This is a genomic window from Pseudomonas sp. V88_4 (assembly GCF_029967985.1).
Taxonomy (GTDB): Bacteria; Pseudomonadota; Gammaproteobacteria; order Pseudomonadales; family Pseudomonadaceae; genus Aquipseudomonas; species Aquipseudomonas glycinae.
Window position 1 is genome coordinate 308384 of sequence record NZ_JASCAF010000047.1, and the last position, 23580, is coordinate 331963.

At 61.7% G+C, this 23580-nt stretch carries 20 protein-coding genes; 6 read left to right on the top strand and 14 right to left on the bottom strand.

Features of this window, described 5'->3' with window-relative positions; genetic code table 11:
• Positions 1-48: 48 nt before the first annotated feature.
• Genes ubiB through ubiE form a run of 3 tightly spaced genes read right to left on the bottom strand, consistent with a single transcriptional unit; the run spans position 49 to position 3043 of the window.
• The gene (ubiB, locus tag QLG12_RS26970; protein ID WP_282475529.1) at positions 49-1653 is read right to left on the bottom strand and encodes a ubiquinone biosynthesis regulatory protein kinase UbiB; all 1605 of its coding nucleotides are present in this window, start codon (positions 1651-1653) and stop codon (positions 49-51) included.
• Positions 1650-2273 (bottom strand): SCP2 domain-containing protein, encoded by a 624-nt coding sequence (locus QLG12_RS26975; RefSeq protein ID WP_282475530.1) that lies wholly within the window; start codon positions 2271-2273, stop codon positions 1650-1652. The genes ubiB and QLG12_RS26975 overlap by 4 nt, the downstream gene beginning before the upstream one ends.
• Positions 2273-3043: a bifunctional demethylmenaquinone methyltransferase/2-methoxy-6-polyprenyl-1,4-benzoquinol methylase UbiE gene (ubiE, locus tag QLG12_RS26980; RefSeq protein WP_282475531.1), complete on the bottom strand. Its 771-nt coding sequence runs from the start codon at positions 3041-3043 to the stop codon at positions 2273-2275. The genes QLG12_RS26975 and ubiE overlap by 1 nt, the downstream gene beginning before the upstream one ends.
• 165 nt (positions 3044-3208) lie before the next feature.
• Between ubiE and QLG12_RS26985 the strand changes: the two genes are divergently transcribed.
• The 3 genes from QLG12_RS26985 to QLG12_RS26995 all read left to right on the top strand — a co-directional run bounded on the left by QLG12_RS26985 (position 3209) and on the right by QLG12_RS26995 (position 4957).
• Positions 3209-3484 carry a polyhydroxyalkanoic acid system family protein gene (locus QLG12_RS26985; RefSeq protein ID WP_007952417.1) on the top strand — a complete coding sequence of 92 codons (276 nt, stop codon included), beginning with the start codon at positions 3209-3211 and terminating at the stop codon, positions 3482-3484.
• 161 nt (positions 3485-3645) lie between these two features.
• A complete protein-coding gene (locus QLG12_RS26990; RefSeq protein ID WP_197869317.1) occupies positions 3646-4068 on the top strand; it encodes a phasin family protein in 423 nt (140 codons plus the stop codon).
• 10 nt (positions 4069-4078) lie between these two features.
• Complete coding sequence (locus QLG12_RS26995; RefSeq protein WP_197869316.1) at positions 4079-4957, top strand: phasin family protein; 879 nt, start codon at positions 4079-4081, stop codon at positions 4955-4957.
• A gap of 289 nt (positions 4958-5246) precedes the next feature.
• On the opposite strand, the gene QLG12_RS27000 is transcribed toward QLG12_RS26995, so the two are convergent.
• The 10 genes from QLG12_RS27000 to QLG12_RS27045 all read right to left on the bottom strand — a co-directional run bounded on the left by QLG12_RS27000 (position 5247) and on the right by QLG12_RS27045 (position 18035).
• The gene (locus QLG12_RS27000; RefSeq protein ID WP_007952414.1) at positions 5247-5867 is read right to left on the bottom strand and encodes a TetR/AcrR family transcriptional regulator; all 621 of its coding nucleotides are present in this window, start codon (positions 5865-5867) and stop codon (positions 5247-5249) included.
• A gap of 28 nt (positions 5868-5895) precedes the next feature.
• Positions 5896-7578 (bottom strand): class II poly(R)-hydroxyalkanoic acid synthase, encoded by a 1683-nt coding sequence (phaC, locus tag QLG12_RS27005; RefSeq protein ID WP_282475532.1) that lies wholly within the window; start codon positions 7576-7578, stop codon positions 5896-5898.
• Between the two features lie 151 nt (positions 7579-7729).
• A complete protein-coding gene (gene phaZ, locus QLG12_RS27010; RefSeq protein WP_007952412.1) occupies positions 7730-8584 on the bottom strand; it encodes a poly(3-hydroxyalkanoate) depolymerase in 855 nt (284 codons plus the stop codon).
• A 168-nt stretch (positions 8585-8752) separates the two neighbouring features.
• A complete protein-coding gene (gene phaC / locus QLG12_RS27015; protein ID WP_197869315.1) occupies positions 8753-10432 on the bottom strand; it encodes a class II poly(R)-hydroxyalkanoic acid synthase in 1680 nt (559 codons plus the stop codon).
• Positions 10433-10690: 258 nt separating this feature from the next.
• Positions 10691-11062, bottom strand: coding sequence for a DUF971 domain-containing protein (locus QLG12_RS27020; RefSeq protein ID WP_039772444.1), 372 nt, complete (start codon positions 11060-11062; stop codon positions 10691-10693).
• A 77-nt stretch (positions 11063-11139) separates the two neighbouring features.
• Entirely contained in the window at positions 11140-12477 is a 1338-nt protein-coding gene (hslU, locus tag QLG12_RS27025) for an ATP-dependent protease ATPase subunit HslU (RefSeq protein ID WP_007952406.1), read from the bottom strand.
• Positions 12478-12532: 55 nt separating this feature from the next.
• A complete protein-coding gene (gene hslV / locus QLG12_RS27030; RefSeq protein ID WP_039772440.1) occupies positions 12533-13063 on the bottom strand; it encodes an ATP-dependent protease subunit HslV in 531 nt (176 codons plus the stop codon).
• Positions 13064-13218: 155 nt separating this feature from the next.
• Positions 13219-13935, bottom strand: coding sequence for an SPOR domain-containing protein (locus QLG12_RS27035; RefSeq protein WP_115076257.1), 717 nt, complete (start codon positions 13933-13935; stop codon positions 13219-13221).
• A 1-nt stretch (position 13936) separates the two neighbouring features.
• Positions 13937-15673, bottom strand: a complete 1737-nt coding sequence (gene argS / locus QLG12_RS27040; RefSeq protein WP_197869313.1) for an arginine--tRNA ligase — start codon at positions 15671-15673, stop codon at positions 13937-13939.
• Positions 15674-15815: 142 nt separating this feature from the next.
• Positions 15816-18035 carry a primosomal protein N' gene (locus tag QLG12_RS27045; RefSeq protein ID WP_282475533.1) on the bottom strand — a complete coding sequence of 740 codons (2220 nt, stop codon included), beginning with the start codon at positions 18033-18035 and terminating at the stop codon, positions 15816-15818.
• A 180-nt stretch (positions 18036-18215) separates the two neighbouring features.
• Here QLG12_RS27045 and rpmE point away from each other — a divergent pair, with 180 nt between their 5' ends.
• The 3 genes from rpmE to QLG12_RS27060 all read left to right on the top strand — a co-directional run bounded on the left by rpmE (position 18216) and on the right by QLG12_RS27060 (position 20711).
• On the top strand, positions 18216-18434 hold the full coding sequence (gene rpmE, locus QLG12_RS27050) for a 50S ribosomal protein L31 (RefSeq protein ID WP_007952398.1): 219 nt from the start codon (positions 18216-18218) through the stop codon (positions 18432-18434).
• A 41-nt stretch (positions 18435-18475) separates the two neighbouring features.
• On the top strand, positions 18476-19258 hold the full coding sequence (locus QLG12_RS27055; RefSeq protein WP_282475534.1) for a thermonuclease family protein: 783 nt from the start codon (positions 18476-18478) through the stop codon (positions 19256-19258).
• A 184-nt stretch (positions 19259-19442) separates the two neighbouring features.
• Complete coding sequence (locus QLG12_RS27060; protein WP_197869310.1) at positions 19443-20711, top strand: malic enzyme-like NAD(P)-binding protein; 1269 nt, start codon at positions 19443-19445, stop codon at positions 20709-20711.
• Positions 20712-20975: 264 nt separating this feature from the next.
• Here QLG12_RS27060 and QLG12_RS27065 read toward each other — a convergent pair whose 3' ends face one another.
• Positions 20976-23423, bottom strand: a complete 2448-nt coding sequence (locus tag QLG12_RS27065; RefSeq protein ID WP_064382834.1) for a penicillin-binding protein 1A — start codon at positions 23421-23423, stop codon at positions 20976-20978.
• Positions 23424-23580 lie beyond the last annotated feature (157 nt).

Below are 23580 nucleotides of genomic sequence, written 5' to 3' on the forward strand. Positions count from 1 at the left end.
AGTCGGGCTCAGGCGTTGAAACAGTGTGCCAGCCGATCACGGAACTGGCTATCGGCGAACGACCAGATACAAGCCGACTGCCACCATGATTCCGGCGGGCCAATGCCCCAGTTCGTGCAACGGGCCCCCGGCGGCGAGGATCGTACCGCCCGCCAGATGGGCGCTGCCGAGCAGGCGCAGGAACCAGTCGTCCTTGCGCTTTTTCCACGGTGGCGGCGGGTCGTTGGCGTGGGGCTGGGACATGCGTTCGAGCAGATCGCGGGCCATGTTGGCCAGATGCGGCAGCTGCTCGAACTGGCTGTGGACGTTGCCGAGCAAGGCTTTCGGGCTGACGCGCTCGCGCATCCAGCGTTCGAGGAACGGCTGCGCGGTGTTCCACAGATCCAGATCCGGGTACAGCTGACGGCCCAGGCCTTCGATGTTCAGCAGGGTCTTTTGCAGCAATACGAGTTGCGGCTGCACTTCCATGTTGAAGCGGCGCGCGGTCTGGAACAGGCGCATCAGCACCTGGCCAAATGAAATATCTTTTAATGGTTTTTCGAAGATCGGCTCGCACACGGTACGGATCGCCGCTTCGAATTCGTTGAGCTTGGTTTCCGCCGGCACCCAGCCCGAATCGATGTGCAATTGCGCCACGCGGCGGTAGTCGCGCTTGAAGAAGGCGAACAGGTTGCGCGCCAGATAGTCCTGGTCTTCCGGGGTCAGGCTGCCGACGATGCCGCAGTCGATCGCGATGTACTGCGGGCTCCACGGATTGACGGTGCTGACGAAGATGTTGCCCGGGTGCATGTCGGCGTGGAAGAAGCTGTCGCGGAACACCTGGGTGAAGAAGATCTCCACGCCGCGTTCGGCGAGCATTTTCATGTCGGTGCGCTGGTCGGCGAGGGTTGCCAGATCCGTCACCTGGATCCCGTAGATGCGCTCCATCACCAGCACTTTCGGCCGGCACCAGTCCCAATAGACTTGTGGCACATACAACAGCGGCGAGCCCTCGAAGTTGCGCTTCAACTGGCTGGCGTTGGCCGCCTCGCGCAACAGGTCGAGTTCGTCGTAGATGGTTTTTTCGTAGTCGCTGACCACGTCCACCGGGTGCAGCAGGCGGGCGTCGGCGGAGACCTTTTCGGCGGCGCGGGCGAGGATGAACAGCCACGCCAGATCCTGGGCGATCACCGGTTTCAGGCCCGGGCGGATCACCTTGACCACCACTTCTTCGCCGGTCTTCAGTTGCGCGGCGTGTACCTGCGCCACCGATGCCGAGGCCAGCGGTTCGACGTCGAAGCGACTGAACACTTCGCTGATCTTCTTGCCCAGTTGCTCTTCGATCAGCTTGACCGACAGCTGCGAATCGAATGGCGGCACGCGGTCCTGCAACCGCATCAGCTCATCGGCGATGTCTTCCGGCAGCAGGTCGCGGCGGGTCGAGAGGATCTGCCCGAACTTGATGAAGATCGGTCCGAGGTCCTGCAGTGCCAGGCGCAGACGTGCGCCACGGCTGAGCTCCAGTGGCTTGCGCGGGAACCAGCGCCACGGCAGGACGTAGCGCAGCGCCAGCAGGAACCACGGCAAAGGCAGATCGAACAGCAGGTCATCGAGGCGGTAGCGGATCACGACGCGCTGGATGCGCAACAGACGGCGGACGGCGAGCAGCTTCATGCGTTATCGCTTGGGTCGAGGGATCGGGAAAGGCGCTCGAAGCGCGCCTCGAGACGTTCCAGATCGAGTTTGATCCGGTCCAGTTCGCTGAAACGGGCTTCGGCTTCGCGCTGCCCGACGAGGGTGCGCGATTCTTCGGCCAGGTATTCGGCGAGGTTCTGGTTGAGGCTGGCAAATCCTTGTTGATACCAGCGGGCGCGACTGCGCAGGTGACCGCCGACCAGTTGCGTGGCGACCGGGCCCAGCCAGCGCGAGAGTTCGTACTCCCAGTCCAGCTCGAGGTCCTGTAGTACGCCGGCCAGTTCCAGCAGCACGCCGCTGTCACCGTCGAGTTCGACTTCCGGCGCGTGCAGCACCGCGGTCTTGTCCTTGCTCAGGGCCAGTTTCACCAGGCTCGAGGCCGGGGCGCGCAGGGTGCAGTCGATGCCGGTTTCCCAGTGGGATGCGAGCATCAGGCCTTCATCGCTCGGCAGGATGAACAGTTGCAGCGCCGGGCTGCGGCAATCCACGGCAATCACTTTGCCGGTCAGATGCGCCAGTCGCGGCAGCGCCGTGCTGTCGAGACGCAGCACACGGTTGAGGCCGAGTTCGACGCTGGCGAGCAGCCCGGTCAGCAGCATCAGGGTTTGATGCCGCGGTGCAGGGCGACGATGCCTGCGGTCATGTTGTGATAGGTCACGCGGTCGAAACCGGCGTCGACCATCATCGACTTCAGGGTTTCCTGATTCGGGTGCATGCGGATCGATTCGGCCAGGTAGCGATAGCTTTCCGAGTCGTTGGTGATCAGCTTGCCCATCAGCGGCATGAAGGCGAACGAATAAGCGTCGTAGGCCTTGGACATCAGCGCGTTGGTCGGCTTGGAGAATTCCAGTACCAGCAGGCGACCGCCCGGCTTGAGGACGCGCAGCATCGAGCGCAGGGCGTCTTCCTTGTGCGTCACGTTGCGCAGGCCGAAGGCGATGGTCACGCAGTCGAAATGGTTGTCCGGGAACGGCAGTTTTTCAGCATCGGCCTGAACGAACTCGACGTTGCCTGACACACCGACATCCAGCAGGCGGTCACGGCCGACCTTGAGCATGGATTCGTTGATGTCGGCCAGCACCACCTGACCGGTCGGGCCGACCAGGTGCGAGAACTTCTTGGTCAGATCGCCCGTGCCACCGGCGATGTCCAGCACGCGGTTGCCGGTGCGCACGCCCGACAGTTCGATCGCGAAACGCTTCCACAGACGGTGCATGCCGCCCGACAGAAGGTCGTTCATCAGGTCGTACTTGGCGGCCACGGAGTGGAAAACCTCAGCGACTTTTTCCGCTTTCTGGCTTTCCGGAACGTTTTTGAAGCCGAAGTGAGTGGTGGGTTCGGCATCGCTGCCTTTGCGCTGATCAGTCATATCGCTGTCACCAAAAGAGAATGCGCGACATTCTAATCCCCAAGCCATGCTTTGTCTTGGAATGGCTAAAGGTAAGATGGGCAACCTTCGGGACGATTTGCCGCAGTGGCGGTCAAGATTCGTTGCAGGCATTCATAGCCCCTTTCAAAAAGCAGGAGTCATTCAATGGCCCATATCAGTGTTGAGCGTGCCCACAGCCTGGGCAAGGAAGCAGCCCGCGAGAAAGCCGACAAACTGGCGCAGAAACTCTCCGATCAATATGGCCTGGAGCCGCAGTGGTCGGGCGATGTCCTGAACCTCAAGCGTTCGGGCGTGAAGGGCGCGGTGCATGTGGCCGAGGATTCGATCCGGGTCGACGTCGAACTGGGCCTGATGATGTCGGCCATGAGCGGCATGATCAAAGCCGAGATCGAAAAGGCGCTGGATAAGGCGCTGGTCTGATCAGGACACAACGGGGAGCTTCGGGCTCCCCGTTTTTTTCCTGAGCACCTGCCTTTTATGTCAGTTGTTAGGGTGCCGTTTCTAATTTTTCTCCCTACTTTGTGCCTGAGCCCGACACTCGTCAGGGCAGTTCCTCAAACCTTCTGCGCGTGAGGTGCACCATGGCCAAAGTCATTTTGAAGAAAAAAATCGACGCTTCGACTTCCGCTCTGAGCGACGTCAAATCCTATGCCCGCAAGATCTGGCTGGCAGGCCTGGGTGCCTACACCAAGGTCGGTCAGGAGGGCAGCGAGTACTTTCAGGAGTTGATCAAGGCTGGTCAAACTGTTGAAAAGAAAGGCAAAAAAGCCGTCACCGAAAAACTCGAAGCCGCCAACGCCGAGATCGATGACGCCAAGAGCGAAGTCAGCTCTTTCAAAGGCCGGGTCGAAGTTCAGCTCGACAAGGTCGAGAAGGCGTTCGACACACGTGTCGCCAGTGCCTTGAATCGTATCGGCATTCCGTCTAAACATGACGTTGAGTCACTCTCTGCTAAGCTCGATGAGCTGACGGCATTGCTCGAACGCGTCGCGCGTAAATCTTAAGGAGAACGGGATGGCTGGTAAAAAGAACACCGATAAAGAAGGCAGCTCGTGGATCGGAAAAGTCGAAGACTATTCCCGCAAGATCTGGCTGGCTGGTTTAGGCGTGTACTCGAAGATCGACACTGACGGCAGCAAACTCTTCGATACATTGGTCAAAGACGGCGAGAAAGCCGAGAAGCTCACCAAGGCTGCAGTCGGCAAGAAAGTCGATGCTGCCAAGGACTCTGCGAGCTCGGCGAAATCGCGCATCAGCGGCGTGAAAGATCGCGCACTGGGCACCTGGGATCAGCTGGAAGGGGCTTTCGACAAGCGCCTGAACAGTGCGATTTCGCGCCTGGGCGTACCGAGCCGCAACGAGGTGAAGGATCTGCACAAGAAGGTCGATACCCTGACCAGGCAGATCGAAAAACTCACCGGCCTGAAAGCTCAGCCTGTCGCGGCCAAAACCGCAGCAGCCAAGCCTGCGGCCAAAACCGCAGCCAAGCCACTGGCTAAAGCCGCCGCCAAACCAGCCGCAAAAGCAGCAGCCAAAACCGCTGCCGCCAAGCCTGCAGCGAAAGCCGCGGCCAAACCGGTTGCCGCCAAGGCCGCCGCCAAGCCAGCTGCAAAAACGGCAGCAAAACCAGCTGCCAAACCGGCGGCCAAGCCAGCAGCGAAAACGGCTGCCGCCAAACCCGCTGCCAAGCCTGCCGCCAAGCCGGCTGCGGCGAAAAAGCCTGCAGTGAAAAAACCGGCCGCGGCGAAAGCCGCTGCGCCGAAAGCTGCAGCACCAAAACCGGTGACCACACCGCAAGCACTGGCAAGCACGTCGAACTCCGCCTCGGCTCCAACTCCGGCGCCTGCTCCGACTGCTGCATCGACGCCGTCGACGCCAACCAGTCAGTCCTGATTTTTCAGGGCTCAAAAAAACGCCCGGCCTGTGAAGGTCGGGCGTTTTTTATGTCTGATCCAAGAGCCCCTCACCCCAGCCCTCCCGAAACGTCGGACCGCCCGGAGGGAGAGGGGGCCGATTGGGGGATGCTTCAGTCTTACGTCGGCCTGAAAGTGAAGCATTGAATCCATAATCGATGAGGTCTTTCAGGTCGATGTCTAGCGTAAGACAACTCCGTAGGTTCCCTCTCCCTACGGGCGGTCCGACGTTTCGGGAGGGCTAGGGTGAGGGCAGCGATCTACCTGACTCACTCGTGATCTTCGAGGTACTGCAAAGCCATCCTCTCCGTCGCCACCTTCACCGGCGGCAACAGATGCGGCGCCACCAGCATCATGATCTGGTACACCACCAGCCGCACTTCCCCTTCGCGATCAAGAATCCGTTGATAGTCCAGCGAGAACAGCAAGGTCATGGTGATCTGCTCCACCAGTTGCCCCAGCGCCTGGGTGTCGCTGACCAGTTGCCCCGACGCTTTCAAGCGCGCCAGCAATGACGCGAGCGTACGCTTGAGCACGTTGAGGAACTGGCGAATGCCCTTGGCCAGTTTCGGCAGGCGCCCGGCCAGGTTCGACAGGTCCTGGAACAGGAAGCGGTACTGCGCCAGCCGTTCGACGATCAGATGCAGGAACAGCCAGTAATCCTCCGGCGCCAGTTCAACATCGGCGGGCGGGTCGAGCAATGGCGCGAGATCGTTCTGGAAGCGCTCGAACAGTCCGAGAATCAGCGGTTCCTTGCCGTGGAAGTGGTAGTAGAGGTTGCCGGGGCTGATCCCCATTTCATTGGCAACCTCCATGGTGGAGACGTTCGGCTCGCCCTTTTCATTGAACAACTGCAGGGCACATTCGAGGATCCGTTCGCTTGTTTTCATCCAGTCTTCTTAAAAGGGCTTGAGTCAGTCAGCGCACACGCACATAGGTGCCGGGTGCTGCTTCCATTGGTGGGTAATTGGCGTTGCCGAGGGGCATCCGGGTTTCGTGCAGGGTGCCGGAGCGCTGCTGCACCCACTCCAGCCATTGTGGCCACCAACTGCCGTCGACTTTCTTGGCGTCGTAGTACCAGGCGCGCGGATCGCTGCTGAGCTTTCCGTTCTCGACGTAATGGGCTTTCGGGTTGCCCGGCGGGTTGAGGATGCTCTGCACGTGGCCGCTGTTGGACAGCACGAAGCGCCGCTCGCCGCCCAGCAACAGTGTCGAGCGATACACCGCGTCCCACGGCGTGATGTGGTCGTTCATGCCGGCCACGCTGAAGCTGTCGACCGTGACCTTCTGCAGATCGATCGGCGTGCCGCACACTTCCAGCCCACCCGGATGGGTCAGCGGGTTGTGCTTGAAGAAGTCCAGAATGTCGCCGTGGAAGGCGGCGGGCAGGCGGGTGCTGTCGTTGTTCCAGTAGAGGATATCGAACGCCGGCGGCTCCTTGCCCAGCAGGTAGTTATTGACGAAATAACTCCAGATCAGATCGTTGGGGCGCATCCAGGCGAACACCTTGGCCATGTCGCGACCGTCCAGCACGCCTTTCTGATAGGAGCGCCGCTTGGCCGCTTCGAGCGTTTGCTCATCGGCGAACAGGGTGGCCGGGGTGTTCATTTCACTGTCGAGCAGGCTCACCAGATAGGTGGCGCTGGAGACCCGCCGTAACTGCCGCTTGGCCTGCAGATGCCCTTGCAGCGCGGCGATGGTCAGCCCGCCGGCGCAGGCGCCCATCAGGTTGACCTCACGGGCGCCGGTGATCGCCCGGCAGATGTTCATCGCTTCTTCCACGGCTTCGACGTAGGTCGAGAGGCCCCATTCGCGATGGCGCACATCCGGGTTGCGCCAGCTGATCATGAAGGTCTGCAAGCCGTTCTTCAGCGCAAACTGGACGAAGCTGTTACTCGGGCTGAGGTCGAAAATGTAGAACTTGTTGATTTGCGGCGGCACCACCAGCAACGGTTTCGAATACTGCTTTTCGCTCATCGGCCGGTACTGGATCAGCTCGAGCATTTCGTTGCGAAACACCACCGAGCCGGTGGTGGTGGCGACGGTCTTACCGACCTCGAAAGCTTGTTTGGTGACCTGGCGTGGCAGGCCGTCGTTGTGCAGCAGATCATCAATCAGATGGCTGAGACCGCGCACCAGACTGTGGCCGCCGGAGTTGAACAGCTCCTTGACCGCCAGCGGATTGAGCAGGGTGTTGGAAGGCGCCACGGCGTCGTTGAGCAGGGTGAAGGCGAAATGCGCGCGGGCGCGGTCGTCGTCACTCATGCTGCTCTCGTCGATCCAGCTCTTGACCTGTTTCTGCCAGGCCAGATAAGCCTGCAGGCTGCGCCGGTAGAACGGGTTCAGGCTCCACGCCGGATCGGCGAAGCGGCTGTCCTGCGGGTTGGTCGGGTGCAGGGTTTCGCCGAGCAGCACGCGTCCGAGCGCACCTCCCAGCTTCAAGGCGTGTTTTGCACTGTGGATCGGATTGCGCAAGCCGTGGGCTGCCACGCTGCGCAAGGTCGAGATCAGGTCGCGGCCACGCAGACCGGTCATGGCACTCTGTGCATTGATGAACACGGCGGGGCTGGGCACGACGCCCGTCGCTGGTTTGTCACGCATGACTCAACACTCCTTCGTCTTCAGGCCAAAAACAAACACACCGAACCAGAACACCATAGACGCTGTTGCGGGTTGCTGCCTGCGCGGCCTCCTGCCACGCACCTGTCCAGACGCGTTGCAAAACGCTGTCCAGAAATCCGTGCCGGGACGGTTATCCGCCCAGCGGTGTCGGGTGCGGATGCATCACCGCACGCTGACGTTCCTCCTGGAGGAATTTCATGATGATCGGCGCCACCGCCTCGGCCCGGGTAATCAGGAACAGATGGCCGTCGTCGATGATGTGCAGCTGCGCGTTGGGGATGCGCCAGGCGAGCATGCGCATGTTGATCAGCGGGATCAGCGGGTCGTCATCACCGGCCAGTACCAGCGTTGGCTGGTGGATCTTGTGCAGCCAGTGGATGCTGGTCCAGCCCAGGCCCGCGAACAGTTGCCAGTAGTAGCCGAGCTTGCCCGCCGAACGCACCTTGGCCGCATGGCTGGCGGCGAGTGTCGGGTCGCGGCGGAACGAGCCACCGTAAATCATCGGGGCGATGCGGATCACATGGGACGGCTGGATGTAGCGCCGTGGGCTGGCCATCATCCACAGCACTTTCGGTTTGCCCGGCACCATCACCGCACCGGCAGCGGTCGCCGCCAGCACCAGCTTCTTGCAGCGCTCGGGATAGTCGTAGGCGAACTGTTGCGCCAGCGCGCCACCCCAGGACACGCCGATCACGTTGACCTGTCCGTAGTCGAGGTAATCGAGCATCCGCGCGGTGAGTTTCGCCAGCCCCGGAAAGCGATACGGCCGGCTCGGCGTCGAGGAACCGCCGACACCGGGCACGTCGAAGGCGATCACTTCCAGGTCCGGATCCAGCGCCGCGACAAAAGGAAACACCAGCTCCAGGTTGGCGCCGATGCCGTTGAATATCAGCAAGGGCGTCAAGTGAGGCTTGCCGGGGCGGACTGCCGTGCGGATGGTCTGGCCATCCAGCTCGACGGTTCGAAAGATGAACGGGTGCGGCATGCTTCAAGGCCCTGTGGGTCGCAAATTCTATGTTCCACCTCGAACCCTGTGGGAGCGGGCTTGCCCGCGATGACGGTGGCAGCTTCAGCCAATGTGTCGACTGATATACCGCTATCGCGGCAAGTCGAATCGTCGAACCGCCGCTCCCACAGTTTCTTCAGGTGTCGGTTACCGCTCGTGTACGTAAGTGCCCGGTGAAGCTTCGCCTGCCGGATACGCTTTGTTGCCCAGCTTGGCTGGCGCTTTCTTCAATTCGCCCGACCGCGCGGCCTGCCACGCCTGCCAGTACAGCCACCAGGAGTCGGCGTGCTTGGTCGAGTTCTCCTGCCAGTCATCGGCATTGGCGGTCATTTCATCGCTGGTCATGTAGCGCGATTTCGGGTTGCCCGGCGGGTTCAGAATGCTCTGGATATGCCCGCTGCTCGACAGCACGAATTCCACCTTGCCACCGAACAGCTGCGCCGACTTGTAGCAGGACTTCCACGGGGTAATGTGGTCGTTGGTGCCAGCCAGCGAGAAGATGTCGGCGGTCACCTGCTTGAGGTCGATCGGCGTGCCGCACACTTCCAGTGCATTGGGGCGGATCAGTGGGTTGTTTTTGAACATCTCGATCAGGTCGCCGTGGAACGCGGCCGGCAGTCGAGTCGTATCGTTGTTCCAGAACAGGATGTCGAACACCGGCGGCTCGTTGCCGAGCAGGTAGTTGTTGACCCAGTAGTTCCAGATCAGATCGTTGGGGCGCATCCAGGCAAAGACCTTGGCCATGTCTTTGCCTTCGAGCACGCCGGCCTGATAGGAGTGTCGCTTGGCCATTTCCAGTGTCTGCTCGTCGACGAACAGTGCGACATCACTGTCGAGGGTGGTGTCGAGCACGCTGACCAGCAGGGTCAGGGCATTGACCTTGTTTTCGCCGGTGGCGGCGTAATGGCCGAGCAGGGCGGTGCAGGTGATGCCGCCGGAGCAGGCGCCGAGCATGTTGACGTCCTTGCTGCCGGTGATCGCAGTGACTACGTCGACCGCTTCCTTCAAGGCTTCGATGTAGGTCGAGAGGCCCCACTCGCGCTGTTCCTTGGTCGGGTTGCGCCAGCTGACGATGAAGGTCTGCACATTGTTGCGCAGGCAGAAACGCGCCAGGCTCTTGTCCGGGCTCAGGTCGAATACATAGAACTTGTTGATCTGCGGCGGCACCACCAGCAGCGGGCGCTCGTGCACTTGCTCGGTGATCGGCTTGTACTGGATCAGTTCCAGCACGTCGTTGCGAAACACCACCGCGCCTTCGGTCACGCCCAGGCTCTTGCCGACCTCGAACGCGCCCATGTTGACCTGGCTCGGCATGCCGCCGTTGTGCACCAGATCCTTGGCCAGGTGCGAGAGGCCGTCGAGCAGGCTCTTGCCGCCGGTCTCGAAGAAGCGTTTGACCGCCGCCGGGTTGGCCGCCGTGTTGGTCGGGGCCATGGCCTCGGTCATCAGGTTGATCACGAAGTGGCCGCGCGCGATGTCCTTGGGCGAGAGGCTGCTGTCGTCGATCCAGGCATGGAGTTCCTTGCGCCATGCCAGGTAGGTTTGCAGATAACGTTTGTACAGCGGGTTCTGACTCCACGCCGGATCGACGAAGCGACGGTCATCGCCCGCCGGTTGCAGGTCGGATTTGCCGAACAGCACGTTCGTCAGTTCGAGGCCGAACTGGGTGACGTGTTTGACACTATGGATCGGTTGTTTGATGGCCTGGGTCAGCACCATTCGAGCAGAGGCCAGCAGATCCTTTCCGCGTAGCCCAACGACAGGATTCAACCCCAGGGTGTTTTCCGAGGCCTGGTACTTCAAATCATCGTTATTCTTGTTACTCATCTACGACGCTCCATTGTCCTGAGACGAGTACCCGGTTTTCTGCTGTGCAGTTCCACAGCCAATGCCAGGTACTACTGCTCGGGTGACCGTTGATTCTGCATAGCTGCTTTACAGTCGTAGAGCACTGCAGGGAACTTGCCAGTTCCATTGGTTACCCGAGATTGATTTTTTTCGCAAGCAGCCGATCCCGGGCCGCTTCAGCGGAGCATTCAAACAGATGAATCTAGAAAATGCCCTCTAAACAGTCCGAGGCGCGGACTAGAGCATCAGCTTGACGACGGACTGGTCGGGGTCGCGGGTTTTGCCCGCGGCTTTGAGTTCGGCCAGATAATCGGCCCAGAGTGCGTCATGACGTCGCCCCAGCTCGTACAGGTAATCCCAGGTGAACAGACCGCTGTCGTGACCGTCGTCGAAGGTCAGTTTCAGTGCGTACTGACCGGCGGGTTCTACCTTGGTCAGGCCGACGTGCAGTTTGCCGAATTGCAGGATCGGCTTGCCGTGGCCCTGGACCTCGGCGGAGGGGGAATGCACGCGCAGGAATTCGGCGGGCAGGGTGTACTCCTCGCCGGACGCGTATTTGAGCGACAGGGTTTTCGAGGCTTTGTGCAGTTTGATGTCGGTGGGAAGCATAGAAAAAAGCCTTTAGCTGCAAGCTACAAGCGGCAAGCTTAACTCAGCTTGCCGCTTGTAGCTCGGAGCTGGCAGCTCTACAGAATATAACGGGACAGGTCTTCGTTCTGCGCCAGTTCGCCCAGGTGGCTGTTGACGTACTCGGCGTCGATCTGGATCGCCTTGTCGTCGTGGGCGCTGGCCAGATCGCCGGCACTGAACGACACCTCTTCCAGCAGACGCTCGAGCAGCGTGTGCAGGCGACGGGCACCGATGTTCTCGGTCTTCTCGTTGACCTGCCAGGCGATCTCCGCCAGACGCTTGATGCCTTCCGGCTGGAACTGGATGTTCAGGCCTTCGGTTTTCAGCAGCGCGCAGTATTGCTCGGTGAGCGAGGCATGCGGTTCGCTGAGGATGCGTTCGAAGTCCTGCGGGCTCAGGGCCTTGAGCTCAACGCGGATCGGCAGACGGCCTTGCAGTTCCGGCACCAGATCGCTCGGCTTGCTCAGGTGGAACGCACCGGAGGCGATGAACAGGATGTGGTCGGTCTTGACCATGCCCAGCTTGGTGTTGACGGTGCAGCCTTCGATCAGCGGCAGCAGGTCACGTTGCACGCCTTCGCGGGACACGTCAGCGCCGCCGACATTGCCGCGCTTGGCGACCTTGTCGATCTCGTCGATGAATACGATGCCGTGCTGCTCGACTGCTTCCAGGGCCTTGGCCTTCAACTCTTCTTCGTTGACCAGGCGACCGGCTTCTTCATCGCGTACCAGTTTCAGCGCTTCCTTGACCTTGAGCTTGCGGGCCTTCTTCTTGCCCTTGCCCATGTTGGCGAACAGGTTCTGCAACTGGTTGGTCATTTCTTCCATGCCCGGAGGCGTGGCGATTTCGATGCCGGCCATTTCGGCGACTTCGATCTCGATTTCCTTGTCGTCCAGCTGACCTTCGCGCAGGCGCTTGCGGAACAGTTGGCGAGTATTGGAATCCTGGGTCGGCGCTTCTTCATTGCTGAAACCCATGCGTGCCGGCGGCAGCAGAGCGTCGAGGATACGGTCTTCGGCGGCGTCTTCGGCACGGTGGCGCACGCGGGTCATTTCCTGCTCGCGCAGCATCTTGATCGCGGCATCGGCCAGATCGCGGATGATCGACTCGACGTCACGGCCGACGTAGCCGACCTCGGTGAACTTGGTCGCTTCGACCTTGATGAACGGTGCGTTGGCCAGCTTGGCCAGGCGACGGGCAATCTCGGTTTTACCGACACCGGTCGGGCCGATCATCAGGATGTTCTTCGGGGTCACTTCAACGCGCAGCTCTTCAGGCAGCTGCATGCGGCGCCAGCGGTTGCGCAGGGCAATCGCGACGGCGCGCTTGGCATCGTCCTGGCCGATGATGTGGCGGTTGAGTTCGTGGACGATTTCGCGGGGAGTCATGGACATAATAATTGACGGTCCTCAAGCAGAAACAAGCCGTGGCACAGGGGCCGCGTCAGGCTTATTCAGCGAGATCCTGCTCCTCAATGGTCTGGGTGTGGTTGGTGAATACACAGATGTCGCCGGCGATGCCGAGAGCGGTCTCGACGATTTCGCGGGCCGACAGGTCGGTTTTCTTCAGCAGGGCGCTGGCGGCGGCTTGCGCATAGGCGCCACCGGAACCCATGGCGATCAGGCCGTCTTCGGGTTCGACCACGTCACCGTTGCCGGTAATGATCAAGGATGCGTCCTTGTTGGCGACCGCGAGCATCGCTTCGAGGCGGCTCAGGGAACGGTCGGTGCGCCATTCTTTGGCGAGTTCGACGGCGGCGCGGATCAGGTGACCCTGGTGTTTTTCAAGCTGGCCTTCGAAACGTTCGAACAGGGTAAAGGCGTCGGCGGTGGCACCGGCGAAACCGGCGATGACTTCGCCGTGGTACAGGCGACGAACTTTCTTCGCGTTGCCTTTCATCACGGTATTGCCGAGAGAAACCTGGCCGTCGCCGCCCATGACGACTTTGCCGTGGCGGCGGACTGAAACGATGGTGGTCAAGGGAAGAGTCTCCACACTGCGGGGCGAAAATGCCTTATGCCCATTCATATGGGGGTGGTGGAGAGGATTTCAACTGCGGGGCGGGAGAGGGGACGAGCGGTGGTGTTGCGCTGATCCTCCCCGCACAGGGCGCGGGGAGGATCATTCGGGGAAAATCAGCGGCTCTGGCGTTGTTGTAACAACAGGTTGCTGAAGCCGGCGCCCGCCAGTTGTTTCTGGGCGGTGGTCAGCTGTTCACGGTTGCTGAAGGGGCCGACCAGTACGCGATACCAGGTTTCATCCTTCACTGTCCCGGACTCAACCGCGACCGCCTGGCCGAGCAGAATGATCTGCGCCCGTACCTTGTCGGCATCCGTCTCTTTGCGGAACGAGCCGGCTTGCAGGAAGAACTTGGTCACCGGTGCAGCCTTGGTCACCGGTGGCGCCGGCGGCGGGGTGATCCCGGCCAGTGCAGCCTGTGCGCGCGCCGTGTCGATCTTCGCCGCTTCGGCCGGGGTCACCGGCGTGGTCGGGATCGCCGGCACCTGTGGCGTCGGCAGGGTTTTCTCAGGCACCGCGTCCGGCGGCACGATCACTTCCGATTCAGGCAGCAGTGTGTAGAAGTCGTACTTCGGCTTCACCGGTTGTGTCGGGCTCGGCGGGGTCTTGTTGGCCTCGGCGATCTTGGTGGCTTTCTGTTGTTGCTGTTGCTCGACCTTCTCGCGCTTGACCGTGTCGCTGCCCTTGCCTGGCTCCAGTTTCATCAGAAACACGATGAACGCGCCGACCGTCAGGCCGATGGCCATCCACAGCCAGCCCGGGATCGGTTGCTTCGCTGGAGCTTGGTAACGGCTGGCGCCACGCTTGGGTGCAGGTTTTTTCTTGGCAGCCAACTTACATGCGCTCCAGGGTTTCCAGGCCGAGCAGTTCCAGGCCTTGCTTGAGGGTACGGCCGGTCAGCGCGGCAAGGCGCAGACGGCTTTGCATTTGTGCCGGGGTCTCGGCGGCGAGGATCGGGCAGTTCTCGTAGAAGCTGGAGAACAGGCCGGCAACGTCGTACAGGTAAGTGCACAGGGTGTGTGGCGTGCCCTTTTCCGCGACGTTGTTCAGCACTTCACCGAACTGTGCCAGTTTGGCCGCCAGTTCCTGCTCGTGCGCCGCTTCGAGGACGATCTGGCCGTCGACTTCGCTGAAGTCCTTGCCCAGTTTGCGGAACACGCCGGCCACGCGGGTGTAGGCGTACAGCAGGTATGGCGCGGTGTTGCCTTCGAAGTTGAGCATCAGGTCGAAGTTGAAGCTGTAGTCGCTGGTGCGGTGCTTCGACAGATCGGCGTATTTCACCGCGCCGATGCCCACAACTTTGGCGATGCTGCGCAGTTCGTCGTCGGCCAGTGTCGGGTTTTTCTCTTTTACCAATGCGTAGGCACGTTCCTGCGCTTCGGTCAGCAGGTCGATCAGCTTCACGGTGCCGCCGTCACGGGTCTTGAACGGACGGCCGTCGGCGCCGTTCATGGTGCCGAAACCCATGTGTTCCATCTCCATCGGATGGGTCACGAAGCCGGCCTTGCGCGCCACGGCGAACACTTGCTGGAAGTGCAGGGCCTGACGCTGGTCGACGAAGTACAACGCACGGTCGGCCTTCAGTTTGCCGCTGCGATAGCGCACGGCTGCCAGGTCGGTGGTGGCGTACAGGTAGCCGCCGTCGGCCTTGACGATGATCACCGGCAGCGGCTCGCCTTCGGCGTTCTTGAATTCGTCGAGGAACACGCACTGGGCGCCGTTGCTTTCGACCAGCATGCCGGCGGCTTTCAGGTCGTTGACCACGTTGATCAGGTCGTCGTTGTAGGCGCTTTCGCCCATCACGTCGGCCATGGTCAGTTTGACGTTGAGCAGTTCGTAGATCTTCTGGCAGTGCGACAGCGAGATGTCCTTGAACTTGGTCCACAGCGCCAGGCACTCGGCATCGCCGGCCTGCAACTTGACCACCAGACCACGGGCGCGATCGGCGAATTCCGGGGATTCGTCGAAGCGTTGCTTGGCGGCGCGGTAGAAGTTTTCCAGGTCCGACAGCTCGTCGCTGGTGATCGGGTTTTCCTGCAGGTACGCCATCAGCATGCCGAACTGGGTGCCCCAGTCACCCACATGGTTCTGGCGGATGACATCGTCGCCGAGGAATTCCAGGACCCGGGCCACACCGTCGCCAATGATGGTCGAGCGCAGGTGGCCGACGTGCATCTCTTTGGCCAGGTTCGGTGCCGACAGGTCGACCACGGTGCGTTGTGCCGGGCCGGCCTTGCGCACGCCGACGTGAGCGTCGGCCAGAGCCGCGTCGAGGCGCGAGGCCAGCGCCTGGGTGTTCTGGAAGAAATTGATGAAGCCAGGACCGGCGATTTCGGCCTTGGTGACGTTCTCGTCAGCCGGCAGGGCGGCGATGATTTTCTCCGCCAGGTCGCGTGGCTTCATGCCCGCAGGCTTGGCCAGCATCATCGCGATGTTGCTGGCGAAGTCGCCGTGGGTCTTGTCCCGGGCGTTTTCCACCTGGATCGCCGGCGTCAGGCCTTCAGGCAACACACCTTCGTTGACGAGTTGGGTGAGGGCTTGTTGGATCAGCTGGCGAATGGTGTCTTTCATGGTCTTCTCTTTCGACCGCAAGCGCGGCGGCGCATCGATGCGCGGGTGGAAAAACTGGGCATTATCCGTTGCGAAGACGGGCTTGCCAACCTTAGCAGGCAGGATGTGGATGTGTGGTGACAATTCGGCCGGTTTTGCCCGGTCAGTACAGATCCACCGGGTCGACATCCAGCGACCAGCGCACCGCCCGACCGCTCGGCATCTGTTCCAGCACCAGCAGCCAGCTCGCCAGCAATCGGTGCAGCGGCGCTCGGGCCGTGGCCTGCAACAGCAGCTGCGCACGGAAGCGTCCGGCCCGACGCTCCATCGGCGCCGGCACCGGTCCCAGCAGTTCGATGCCGGTCAGGTTCTGTTCGGCCAGCAAACGCTCGGCCTCGCTGCACGCTTCATCCAGAAAACCTTCGGCCTGTCCCGGTTTGTGCGCTTCGGCGCGCAGCAGGGCGAGATGGGCGAACGGCGGCAGGCCGGCGGCGCGGCGTTCGCTCAGGGCCTGTTCGGCGAAGGCGAAGTAACCCTGCTCGGTCAGTTGCACCAATAACGGATGGTCGGCCAGATGCGTCTGGATGATCACCTTGCCCGGTTCCTCCGCACGCCCGGCACGCCCGGCAACCTGCACGATCAGCTGCGCCATGCGCTCGCTGGCGCGGAAGTCGCCGGAGAACAAACCGCCGTCGGCATCGAGGATCGACACCAGCGTCACCCGAGGGAAGTGGTGCCCCTTGGCCAACATCTGGGTGCCGACCAGAATGCACGGCTGGCCTTTCTGAATCGTGGCGAACAACTGGTTCATCGCATCCTTGCGCGACGTGCTGTCCCGGTCGACGCGCAGCACCGGATAGTCCGGGAACAGAATCGCCAGCCGTTCTTCGGCCCGCTCGGTGCCGGCGCCCACCGGCCGCAGATCGACCTTGTTGCACTTCGGGCACTGGCGCGGCACGCGCTCGACGTAACCGCAGTGGTGGCAGCGCAGTTCGCCGTAGCGCTGGTGCACGGTCATCCGCGCATCGCAGCGCTGGCATTCGGACATCCAGCCGCAATCGTGGCACAGCAGCGTCGGGGCAAAACCCCGGCGGTTGAGGAACACCAATACCTGCTGGCCGGCGGCGAGGGTCTGGCCGATGGCTTGCTGCATCGGCCCGGAAATGCCGCTGTCCAGTGGACGACTTTTCACATCCAGGCGCAGGAAACGTGGCTGCTTGGCGCCACCGGCCCGTTCGGTCAGGCGTAGAAGCCCGTAGCGGCCGGTGTAGGCGTTGTGCAGGCTTTCCAGCGATGGGGTCGCGGAACCGAGCACGATCGGGATGTTTTCCTGCCGCGCCCGCACCAGCGCCAGATCCCGCGCGTGGTAGCGCAGGCCTTCCTGCTGTTTATAGGAGCCGTCGTGTTCTTCGTCGATGATGATCAGCCCCGGATTCTTCATCGGGGTGAACAGCGCCGAACGGGTGCCGATAATAATGTCGGCCTCGCCGTCACGGGCGGCGAGCCAGGCATCCAGACGATCACGGTCGTTGACCGCCGAGTGCAGCAGGGCGATGCGGGCGTTGAAGCGTTGTTCGAAGCGGGCGAGGGTCTGCGGGCCGAGATTGATCTCCGGAATCAGCACCAGCGCCTGTTTGCCGGCCTCGAGGGTTTCGCGGATCAGCTGCAAATAGACTTCGGTCTTGCCGCTGCCGGTGACCCCGGCCAGCAGGAACGCGTGATAACTGTCGAACCCGGCGCGAATCGCTTCATAGGCGGCGCGCTGCTCGCTGTTGAGCGGCAGTTCCGGCTGGGCCAGCCAGTGTTCATGGCGTGCGCCGGGGGCGTGGCGGCGCACTTCGACCTGCACCAGATCCTTGGCCAACAGCAGATCAAGGCTGTCCTTGCTCAGCATCAGTTTGCTCAGCAACTGATGGGCCACGCCGTGAGGGTGCTGGGCCAAAGTCGCCAGGGCTTCACGCTGGCGCGGGGCGCGGGCGATGCGCGGGTCATCGAGGCTGGCGCCGGGAGCGGCGGACCAGAAGCGTTCCTGCCGAACTTCGGCCAGTTCGCCCTGGCGCAACAGCACGGGCAACGCCCAGCTCAGAGTGTCGCCGAGGCTGTGCTGATAATACTGCGCAGTCCACAGGCACAGCTTGAACAGCGCCGGCGGTAGCGGAGCGGTGGCGTCGAGCAGCGCCAGTGCCGGTTTGAGCTTCTCCACCGGCACTTCGCTGGTGTCAGTGACCTCCACCAGAATCCCGATCATCTCCCGTCGGCCGAACGGCACCCGCAGGCGCATGCCCGGTTGCAACTGCGAACGCAGCACGCCGGCCGGGGCCCGATAGTCGAACAGGCGGCGCAGGGGCGAAGGCAGGGCGAGGCGCAGAATGGCGTCGGGCACGCGGGATCTCGATTAGAAGCTAACAAGCAGCGGGGATGATGTTTGGGCCGGGAGCCTAGCAGACGGTCGGTCTCAGTGACAGCTTGCGTGATTGGCATTGTCTGGTAGAATCCGCGGCCTAATTACGTGCGGTATTCAACAATCGTGTTGGATGGCGGCACGCCAGCTGAGGAAAACACCATGAAAGCCGATATCCACCCGAATTACCCAGAAGTTGCAGTAACCTGCAGCTGCGGCAACAAGTTCGAAACCCGTTCGACCTTCGGCAAAGCCCTGGCGATCGACGTTTGCAACGAGTGCCACCCGTTCTACACCGGTAAGCAGAAGACTCTGGACACCGGTGGTCGCGTTCAGAAGTTCGCCGACCGTTTCGGTGCTTTCGGCGCGAAAAAGGCCTAAGGCCCTTCATTCTGGAAAACCTCAGCGGCTTTTCCGGTTTGATGAAAAAGGCGTCCCTTGCGGGCGCCTTTTTTGTGTCCGCGATTTGGCTCTCCGCCGCCCAGGCCTTCTGCCCCGCGCCGGCCAGGCTGGACAGCGCCACGGTGCAGCGGGTGGTCGACGGCGACACCCTGCGCCTGAGCGACGGGCGCAATGTGCGGATGATCGGCCTCAATACGCCCGAACTCGGCAAGCAGGGTCGTAGCGACGAGCCGTTTGCGGTAGCGGCGCGCAAGCGTCTGGAAGCCCTGATCGCCGAGAGCGACGGGCGGGTTGGTCTGCGACTCGGCGCCGAGTCCAAGGACCGTTACGGCCGAACCCTGGCCCATGTGTTCAGCGCCAAGGGTGAGAACATCGAAGCGCAGATGCTCGCCGATGGCCTCGGTTTCCAGGTCGCGGTGGCGCCGAATGTCGATCTGGTCGATTGTCAGCAAGCCGCTGAACGCCGCGCGCGACAGGCCGGGCTCGGCCTGTGGAAGCGCTCACCTGTACTGAAAGCGGAGCAGATCGAGCGCTCGGGTTTCGCGCTGGTCAGCGGTCGTGTGAGCAAGGTTCAACGCAATCGCGGCGGAATCTGGATCGAGTTGCAGGACAAGCTTGTACTGCGCGTTGCACCCAATCTGCTGGACCGCTTCGACGCCGCCTCTCTGCAGGCGTTGAAGGGCAAGCAGATCGAGGCCCGTGGCTGGGTGGTCGACCGTTCCCGGCGCGGTGGACTGAAATCAGGTCAGGCGCGCTGGTTGTTGCCGCTGACCGATCCTTCGATGCTCCAGCCGTCCCGTTGAATAAAAAATTGTAGACATTTTTTCTGTCGATTGTGAACAGTCTAGCCCTTGTGCGCCGTGGCTCTTGGCCCAAAGTCGTAGGGCAGGGCGCTTGACAGGGGTGACCGGTCAGTCTTGTGGGGACTTTGCGAGGCGCGTATCCTCGCTGACCAGTCTGTCCAACAGTAAAAAGCGGAATGCCAAAATGTCTGATCTGAAAACTGCCGCTCTCGAATATCATGCCAATCCTCGTCCAGGAAAGCTGAGTGTCGAGCTCACCAAGGCCACTGCTACCGCCCGCGACCTGTCGCTGGCCTACAGCCCCGGCGTAGCTGAACCAGTGCGCGAGATCGCCCGCGATCCTGAACTGGCCTACAAGTACACCGGCAAGGGCAACCTGGTTGCAGTCATTTCCGATGGCACCGCGATTCTGGGCCTGGGTAACCTCGGCCCACTGGCTTCCAAACCAGTGATGGAAGGTAAAGGCGTGCTGTTCAAGCGCTTCGCCGGTATCGACGTCTTCGACATCGAAGTCGACTCCGAGAGCCCGCAAGCCTTCATCGACACCGTAAAACGCATTTCCATCACCTTCGGTGGCATCAACCTGGAAGACATCAAGGCACCTGAGTGCTTTGAGATCGAACGCGCTCTGATCGAGCAGTGCGACATTCCGGTTTTCCACGATGACCAGCACGGCACCGCGATCGTGACCGCTGCGGGCATGATCAACGCCCTGGAAATCGCTGGCAAAACCCTGGCCGACGCCAAGATCGTCTGCCTGGGCGCTGGTGCCGCCGCCATCTCCTGCATGAAATTGCTGGTGAGCATGGGCGCCAAGGTCGAGAACATCTTCATGGTTGACCGTACCGGCGTGATCCACGCTGGCCGTGACGACCTGAACCAGTACAAGGCTGTGTTCGCTCACCCTACCGAGAAACGCACCCTGGACGACGCCATCGAAGGCGCTGACGTATTCGTCGGCCTGTCGGGTCCGAACCTGCTGAGCGCCGAGCAACTCAAGCGCATGGCAGCCAACCCGATCGTCTTCGCCTGCTCCAACCCGGATCCGGAAATCTCCCCGGAGCTGGCTCATGCCACCCGTAACGACGTGATCATGGCCACCGGCCGTTCGGACTACCCGAACCAGGTTAACAACGTACTGGGCTTCCCGTTCATCTTCCGCGGTGCCCTGGACGTTCGCGCCAAGCGCATCAACGAAGAAATGAAGATCGCTGCCGCCAACGCCCTGCGCGAACTGGCCAAGCTGCCGGTTCCTCAGGAAGTGTGCGACGCCTACGGCGGTATCTCCCTGGAATTCGGTCGTGAGTACATCATTCCGAAGCCTATGGACCAGCGCCTGATCACCGTGATCTCCGACGCCGTGGCCAAGGCCGCGATCGAGACCGGTGTGGCGACCCTGCCGTATCCGAAGAACTACCCGCTGAAAAGCGTGGATGACGTGTTCAACGGCTAAGCCGTTGTAGCGCTTCAACCCAAAGCCCCGGCTCGTGAGAGTCGGGGCTTTTTTGTGTCTGTTGATTTTGGGGGTGATCTTAAGGGCCTCTTCGCGGGCAAGCCCGCGCCCACAGGGTTTTGTGGCGTTCACAAATGGAACGTACACCCGGTTACTGTGGGAGCGGGCTTGCCCGCGAAGAGGCCGGCTCAGAAAACACAAAATGAACAGGCAATAAAAAGCCCCGCACTTCAATCGAAGGCGGGGCTTTTTGGCGGATCAGGATCAGAACAAATCGATCGGCGCCTGCTCATCCGCCGGCAGCGGGCTGCCCGGCACGGCACCATTGCCGATCTCGTTGACCGACGGTGGCGTGTCTTCGGCCTTGAACAGCTCGAAGTACGCGCCCGGTGTGCTCGGCGATGCCGCGCGACCGCTGACCGGGTCCACCCGCAGGCTGAGGATGCCTTCCGGCTCCGGCTGGACATGCGGTGGCTTGTCCTTGAGCGCGGCGGCCATGTAATTCATCCAGATCGGCAGTGCTACGGTGCCCCCGAATTCCCGGCGACCGAGGCTTTCCGGCTGGTCGAAACCGGTCCACACGGTGGTCACGTAATCGGCGTTGTAGCCGGAGAACCAAGCGTCCTTGGATTCGTTGGTGGTACCGGTCTTGCCAGCGATGTCGCTGCGGCCCAGAGCCAGTGCGCGACGGCCTGTGCCGAGTTTGATCACGTCCTGCAGCATGCTGTTGAGGATGTAGGTGGTACGGCCATCGACGATGCGCTCGGCGACGGCTGGTGCTTGGGGCACGGCAGCGTTGCCCGGCGCTTCACCTGGAACCGGCGCTGCATTGACCGTGAACGCCTGGGTGGCGGGTGCGGCAATGCCGTCGGTAGCTGCGGCGCCCTGCGGTACGGTCGGCGGGTTGGCGACGAACAACGTGTCGCCGTTGCGACTTTCGATCTTGTCGATGATGTACGGGGTGATCTTGTAGCCGCCGTTGGCAAAGGTGCTCCATCCAGTGGCGATTTCCATCGGCGTCAGGGTCGCGGTGCCCAGCGCCAGCGACAGGTTTGGCGGCAGGTCCTGCTTGTTGAAGCCGAAGCGGGTGATGTAGTCGATGGTCTTGCCTACGCCCATCGCCTGCAACAGGCGGATCGATACCAGGTTGCGCGACTTGTACAGCGCCTCACGCAGGCGGATCGGGCCGAGGAAGGTGTTGGTGTCGTTCTTCGGACGCCAGACCTTGTCCAGGTACTCGTCGACAAACACGATCGGTGCGTCGTTGACCAGGCTGGCGGCGGTGTAGCCGTTATCCAGCGCGGCGCTGTAGACGAACGGCTTGAAGCTCGAGCCCGGCTGACGCTTGGCCTGCATCGCGCGGTTGTAGTTGCTTTGTTCGAAGGCGAAGCCGCCGACCAGCGAACGGATCGCGCCGTTCTGCGGATCCAGCGACACCAGCGCGCCCTGGGCCTGCGGAATCTGGCTGAACTTCAGCGAATTGTTCGGCTGGCGCTGCACGCGAATCAGGTCGCCGATCTGTGCCACATCCGACGGCTGACGCGGCGCGGCACCCATGCTGTTGGTATTGAGGAACGGTCGTGCCCATTTCATGGTGTCCCATGCCACGTGCTCTTCGCCGGTGCGGGTCAGCACTTGCAGGCCGTTCTTGTCGACCTGGGTGACGATGGCCGGTTCGAGGCTGCTGATGGTGCGTTGTTTGGTCAGTTCGGTGGCCCAGGCTTCGCGGGTCTTGCCCGGCAGGCGCGATTCAGGACCACGGTAGCCGTGACGCTGGTCGTAGGTCATCAGGCCTTCGTGCAGCGCGGTGTTGGCCATTTCCTGGAGGTTGCTCGGCACCGTGGTGGTAACGCGGAAACCTTCGGTATAGGCGTCGCTGCCGTAGCGGCCGACCATTTCCGCACGGGCCATCTCGGCGATGTACGGCGCGTTCACTTCCGGGGTCGGCACGTGATAGCTGGCATTCAGCGGCTCGTTGATCGCGGCGGTGTAGTCGGCTTCGGTGATCTTGCCGAGCTTGTACATGCGGCCAAGGATCCAGTCACGACGCTCCTTGCTGCGCGCCGGGTTGGCCAACGGGTTGAAGCGCGACGGGGCTTTCGGCAGGCCGGCGATCATCGCCATCTGCGCGAGGCTGACTTCGCGGATCGACTTGCCGTAATACACCTGCGCCGCCGCCTCGATCCCGTAGGCGCGGTTGCCCAGATAGATCTTGTTCACGTAGAGCTCAAGGATCTCGTCCTTGGTCAATTGCCGCTCGATCTGCAGGGCCAGCAGGATTTCCGTGGTCTTGCGCGAGAAGCTGCGTTCGCTGGTCAGGAAGAAGTTCTTCGCCACCTGCATGGTGATGGTGCTGCCGCCGGACTGGATGTGCCCGCTCTTGACCAGTTGGGTCGCGGCACGCATCAGGCTGCTCGGATCGACGCCGTAGTGGTTGGCGAAGTTGTCGTCTTCAGCACTTAGTAACGCATTGATGAAATTGGGGGGAATGTCGGCGAAACGGATCGGTGTGCGGCGCATTTCGCCAAATTCTGCGATCAACTTGTTGTCGCTGCTGTAGACCCGGAGCGGAATCTGCAACTGAATGCTTCTCAGCGCCTCCACAGATGGCAAACCCGGACTAAGGTAAAGAAACGCGCCGCTGAGACCTAAAAGCAGTCCGCAGAAAACGGCGACGATGGACCAACCGAAAAATTTCAGCAGACGAATCAAGGCTTTTGGACATCCACGGCAAAGAATGAATTGGGCGACAGGGTCCCGGCTAACACACAGAACGACCCGCGCCGGCAGTACAAAGCGGAAAAAATCGCTGGGCATTATAAGCACTTTTCCGCTGGGGGCGTCATTTGCGCTTCTGTCAAGACGGGGC